This window comes from Brevundimonas diminuta ATCC 11568 (genome assembly GCF_000204035.1).
GTDB lineage: Bacteria > Pseudomonadota > Alphaproteobacteria > Caulobacterales > Caulobacteraceae > Brevundimonas > Brevundimonas diminuta.
Window position 1 is genome coordinate 2,524,628 of sequence record NZ_GL883086.1, and the last position, 5,137, is coordinate 2,529,764.

The window sequence follows — 5,137 nt, forward strand, 5'->3', positions numbered from 1 at the left end:
CCTGGCGCGGGCGGTGCGGGCCCTGCCGCCGGGCGACTGGGTGCGGATCGGCTGGGGCGACTCCGTCTTCTATGTCGAACAGGGGGCGATCAGCGGCCGCCTGCCCGACGGGGCGCGGGCCTTCTTCAAGCCCGGCGGCAATCCTTCGGTGCTCATGCTGGACCCCGATCCGACCGATCCGGCGCTGTTTTCCGAGGCGGAGAGGGCGACGTTGCGCCTGTCGCCTCAGGGCTTCGCCGCCCTGCGCGCGCGGGTGGCGACGTCGCTGCGGCTGGATGAGGGCGGGCAGGCCGTGGTTTCGGCGCAGAGAGACGGCGACGACGCCGTCTTCTACGCCAGCGGCGAGACCTTCTGGGTCGGGCATCTGTGCAATCACTGGACGGCCGAGGTGCTGAACGCGGGCGGCCTGCCCATGCCCATGGCCCGCAGCCTGACCTCAGGCGCGGTGATGCGGGCGGCCCGGCAGGCGGAACAGGGTGCGGCGGAACTGGACTTGAGCGGCGCAGGCGACTAGACCCCGCCCCTTCGCGTTTCAGAGCCGGCGTCCGATCCCCGGCGGCGCGAGCAGGAGGAGCCCACGATGGCCCGCAAGCAACACACCCGCAACGCCAGCGGCCCGCTGGGGCCGTCGCAGCGCCAGCTGCGCGCCGGCGAACTGATCCGCCACGCCCTGGTCGACGTCATGCGCGAGCATGAGATTCACGATGAAGCCCTGGTCGGCGTCTCCGTCACCGTGACCGAGGTGCGGATGAGCCCGGACCTGCGCCACGCGACCTGTTTCGTCGAACCGCTGGGCGCCGGCGTCGACGCCGCCGAAACGACGGGTCACGAGCGCGAGATCATCAAGGCGCTGAACGACCATGCCAAATTCCTGCGTGGCCAGCTGGGCCGCCGCATCGACATGAAGTTCACGCCGGACCTGAAATTCCGCCACGATGAGAGCTTCGACACGGCCAGCCACATGGAACGTCTGTTCAATGATCCGCGCGTGCGCGCCGACATCGAACACGCTGACGACCAGGGCGAAGACTGAGTTATGGCACGACGCAAGAAGGGCGATCTCGTCAACGGCTGGGTGTGCCTGGACAAGCCCTATGAGATGGGTTCGACCGAGGCGGTGACGAAGATTCGTCGCCTGTTCAACGCCCAGAAGGCGGGCCATGCGGGCACGCTGGACCCGCTGGCCTCGGGCATCTTGCCCATCGCGCTGGGCGAGGCGACCAAGACGGTGCCCTTCATGATGGAGGCGCAGAAGGTCTATCGCTTCACCATCCACTGGGGCATTTCGACCGACAGCATCGACCGCGAGGGCGAGATCATCGCTCGTTCCGACGTGCGCCCCTCGGTCGAGGCGGTGAAGGCCGCCCTGCCGTCCTTCGTCGGCGAGGTCGACCAGACGCCGCCGGCCTTCTCGGCCGTACGGGTCAATGGCGAGCGCGCCTATGATCTGGCGCGGGCGGGGGTCGAGGTTGAACTTCAGTCCCGTCGCGTGACCATTCATGAGGCGGCGGTGACGGCCGCGCCGGACGCCGATCACGTCGAGATCACGATGCGCACGGGCAAGGGCGTCTATGTCCGTTCGCTGGCGCGCGACCTGGCGATCATGCTGGGCGCCGAGGGCCATGTCTCGGACCTGAGGCGCGAGCGGGTGGGGCCGTTCTCGGTCGACAACGCCGTAACGCTGGATTTTCTCGAGGAGTTGGCGCATAAGGGCGCCGCCTTTGAGGGCTTGCTGCCCGTTTCGACCGCTCTGGACGACATCCCGGAGTTGGCCGTGACGGATCAGGACGCCCTCTCTCTGAGGCAGGGACGGCCGATCGTTCTGCTCCCCCGACAGATTGAAACGCTTAAGGACCGGCTGCCCGCCGGCTCGCGGCTGGTTTCGGTCTTCGAGGGCGGAACCCTGGTCGCGCTCGGCAATCTCAGGGCCGGTCGGCTTGAACCCGATCGTGTTTTCAACCTCCCATAATGGAGAACTCTGATGTCGATTACGGCTCAACGTAAGGCTGAAGTCATCGCCGACAACGCTCGCTCGACGGGCGACACCGGTTCGGCGGAAGTCCAGGTCGCGATCCTGACGGAACGCATCGCCAACCTGACCGAGCACTTCAAGACTCACAAGAAGGACAACCACTCGCGTCGTGGCCTGCTGAAGCAGGTTTCGCAGCGTCGTCGCCTTCTGGACCACCTGAACAAGACCGACAGCGCCCGCTATCAGGCGCTGATCGCCAAGCTGGGCCTGCGTCGCTAAGGCGCGCCCGGTTGCGGATCGGATAATTCCACGAGGCGCGGGCGGACACGTCCGCGCCTCGTTCCGCTCCTAGACTACGTTTTCCCGCGCGCCGCGGGTCTTACCGGCGCAACCGACGCGAGGGCCTTGAATCCGGTCCTCAATCACCCGCCCGGCCGCGATGTCGCGGTCAGGTCAACGGGGACCGTTAAGGACTGAACGGCCTGACGCTCCGCACACCCCCGACGGGAATACGCCCGCGGGAGACGAAAGACGAAACATGTTCGATATCAAACGCAAGACGATCGAGTGGGCCGGACGCCCCTTGACCCTCGAGACGGGCCGCATCGCCCGTCAGGCCGACGGCGCCGTGCTGGCGACCTACGGCGAGACCGTGGTCCTGGCCACCGTCGTCTACGGCCGTCAGCCCAAGCCGGGCCTGGATTTCTTCCCCCTGACGGTCAACTACCAGGAAAAGACCTTTGCGGCCGGCAAGATCCCGGGCGGCTACTTCAAGCGTGAAGGCCGTCCGACCGAGAAGGAGACCCTGGTCTCCCGTCTGATCGACCGCCCGATCCGCCCCCTGTTCGTCAAGGGCTTCAAGAACGAGACCCAGGTCATCGTCACCGTGCTGCAGCACGACCTTGAGAACGATCCCGACATCCTGGGCATGGTCGCCGCCTCGGCCGCTCTGACCATCTCGGGCGTGCCCTTCATGGGCCCGATCGGCGCCGCGCGCGTCGGCATGATCGACGGCGAGCTGGTGCTGAACCCGGCCATCGACCAGATGGGCGAAAGCGCCCTGGACCTGGTCGTCGCGGGCACGCAGGACGCCCTGATGATGGTCGAATCCGAAGCCAAGGAGCTGTCGGAAGAGAAGATGCTCGAGGCCCTGATGTTCGCGCACGCGGGCATGCAGCCGGTGATCGACGCCATCATCGATCTGGCCGAGCACGCCGCCAAGGAGCCGTTCGACTTCCAGGCCGAAGACCACTCGGACGTGGTCGCCTCGATCAAGGCGCTGGTCGGCGAAGAGATCAAGGCCGCCTACGCCCACCCGGGCAAGTATGACCGCCGCTCGGGCGTCGACGCCGCCAAGAAGAAGGCCGCCGAGGCCCTGGTGAAGACCGACGAGAAGCCGGAAGGCGTCGACTCGTCCAAGTTCTCGGCCGCGTTCAAGGAATGCGAAGCCGACGTCCTGCGTCGCGACATCATCGAGAACAGCCACCGCGTCGACGGCCGCGCCCTGGACAAGGTCCGCGCCATCGTCTCGGAAGTCGGCGTCCTGCCGCGCACCCACGGTTCGTCGCTGTTCACGCGCGGCGAAACCCAGGCCCTGGTCGTCGCCACCCTGGGCACCGGCGAGGACGAGCAGTACATCGACAGCCTGACGGGCACCTACAAAGAGTCCTTCCTGCTGCACTACAACTTCCCGCCCTATTCGGTCGGTGAAGCGGGCCGCATGGGCTCGCCGGGCCGTCGCGAAATCGGTCACGGCAAGCTGGCCTGGCGCGCCATCCGTCCGATGCTGCCGTCGAAGGAAGACTTCCCCTACACCATCCGTCTGGTGTCGGAGATCACCGAGTCCAACGGCTCGTCCTCGATGGCCACGGTCTGCGGTTCGTCGCTGGCCCTGATGGACGCCGGCGTGCCTCTGGCCCGTCCGGTCTCGGGCATCGCCATGGGTCTGATCCTGGAGCCGTCGGGCGAGTTCGCCATCCTGTCGGACATCCTGGGCGACGAAGATCACCTGGGCGACATGGACTTCAAGGTCGCGGGCACCTCGGAAGGCATCACCAGCCTTCAGATGGACATCAAGGTCGCCGGCATCACCAAGGAGATCATGCAGCAGGCTCTGACGCAGGCTTCGGCCGGTCGTCTGCACATCCTCGACGAAATGTCGAAGGCGATGGAGGCTCCCCGCGCCGAGCTGGGCGAGTTCGCGCCCAAGATCGAATCCATCAAGATCGCGGTCGACAAGATCCGTGAAGTGATCGGTTCGGGCGGCAAGGTCATCCGCGAGATCGTGGAAAAGACCGGCGCCAAGATCGACATCGGCGACGACGGCACCATCAAGATCGCCGCCAACGAGCAAGAGAAGATCGAAGCCGCCAAGGCCTGGATCCAATCCATCGCCTCGGAGCCGGAAGTCGGCACCATCTACACCGGCAAGGTCGTGAAGGTTGTCGACTTCGGCGCCTTCGTGAACTTCTTCGGCGCCAAGGACGGCCTGGTCCACGTGTCCCAGATCGCCCTGGAGCGCGTCGCCAACCCGGCCGACGTTCTGTCGGAAGGCCAAGAGGTCAAGGTCAAGTTCCTGGGCTTCGACGATCGCGGCAAGACCAAGCTGTCGATGAAGGTCGTCGATCAGGAAACCGGCGAGGACATCACCGACAAGATCAACGCCGAGCGCGCTGAACGCGGCGAAGCCCCGCTGTCGGAAGACACCGGCGGCCGTCCCAAGGGCGACCGCAACGGCGGCGACCGCGGCCGTCGCCGTCGCGACTAAGCCTCGGCGTTATCGCTGAACTGAAGAAGGCCCCGGCGGAGCGATCCGCCGGGGTCTTTTTTTGCGCTATCGCTCGCGACGCGGTCGCTCTCTGTTTGAGCGCGCTTTCTCCTTTCCCATGAAGGGGAGGGAGAGGATCAGCCCTTGCACTCTTTCGGCGGGGTTTCGCCGTCGCGGGTCCACATCGCGCAGGAACGATCGATCTCGCCCTGGATCAGGTCGCAGGGGTTGGAAGCGTGGCAGGGCGGGCGGGTCGCCGGGCTGACGGCGATGCAGCGCTGGACTAGGCGGGCCGAAGCCGCTTCGCCCAGGGTCTCAAGGCAGGGCCGGTCGTCGATCGGAACCGGCTGGGGCGCCATGTCCGGGCCTTCGGGCAGGCGGGCCTCGGGCTCGCGGGC

5 protein-coding genes and 1 pseudogene are annotated in these 5,137 nt (G+C 66.6%); 5 read left to right on the forward strand and 1 reads right to left on the reverse strand.

The window, feature by feature from the left end; all coding sequences use genetic code 11:
- The 5 genes from BDIM_RS16200 to pnp form a co-directional block, all read left to right on the forward strand.
- The coding region (locus BDIM_RS16200; RefSeq protein ID WP_040346463.1) for a DUF2459 domain-containing protein at nucleotides 1-514 on the forward strand (514 nt) is incomplete at its 5' end.
- Nucleotides 515-580: 66 nt separating this feature from the next.
- Nucleotides 581-1,033: a 30S ribosome-binding factor RbfA gene (gene rbfA / locus BDIM_RS16205; RefSeq protein WP_040346465.1), complete on the forward strand. Its 453-nt coding sequence runs from the start codon at nucleotides 581-583 to the stop codon at nucleotides 1,031-1,033.
- Between the two features lie 3 nt (nucleotides 1,034-1,036).
- The gene (gene truB / locus BDIM_RS16210) at nucleotides 1,037-1,969 is read left to right on the forward strand and encodes a tRNA pseudouridine(55) synthase TruB (RefSeq protein WP_003166643.1); all 933 of its coding nucleotides are present in this window, start codon (nucleotides 1,037-1,039) and stop codon (nucleotides 1,967-1,969) included.
- Between the two features lie 12 nt (nucleotides 1,970-1,981).
- Nucleotides 1,982-2,251, forward strand: coding sequence for a 30S ribosomal protein S15 (rpsO, locus tag BDIM_RS16215; protein ID WP_003166644.1), 270 nt, complete (start codon nucleotides 1,982-1,984; stop codon nucleotides 2,249-2,251).
- Between the two features lie 259 nt (nucleotides 2,252-2,510).
- Nucleotides 2,511-4,739: a polyribonucleotide nucleotidyltransferase gene (gene pnp, locus BDIM_RS16220; protein ID WP_040346467.1), complete on the forward strand. Its 2,229-nt coding sequence runs from the start codon at nucleotides 2,511-2,513 to the stop codon at nucleotides 4,737-4,739.
- A 137-nt stretch (nucleotides 4,740-4,876) separates the two neighbouring features.
- Here the strand turns inward: pnp and BDIM_RS16225 are convergent.
- Nucleotides 4,877-5,137, reverse strand: a pseudogene (locus BDIM_RS16225) (hypothetical protein); the annotation flags it as partial.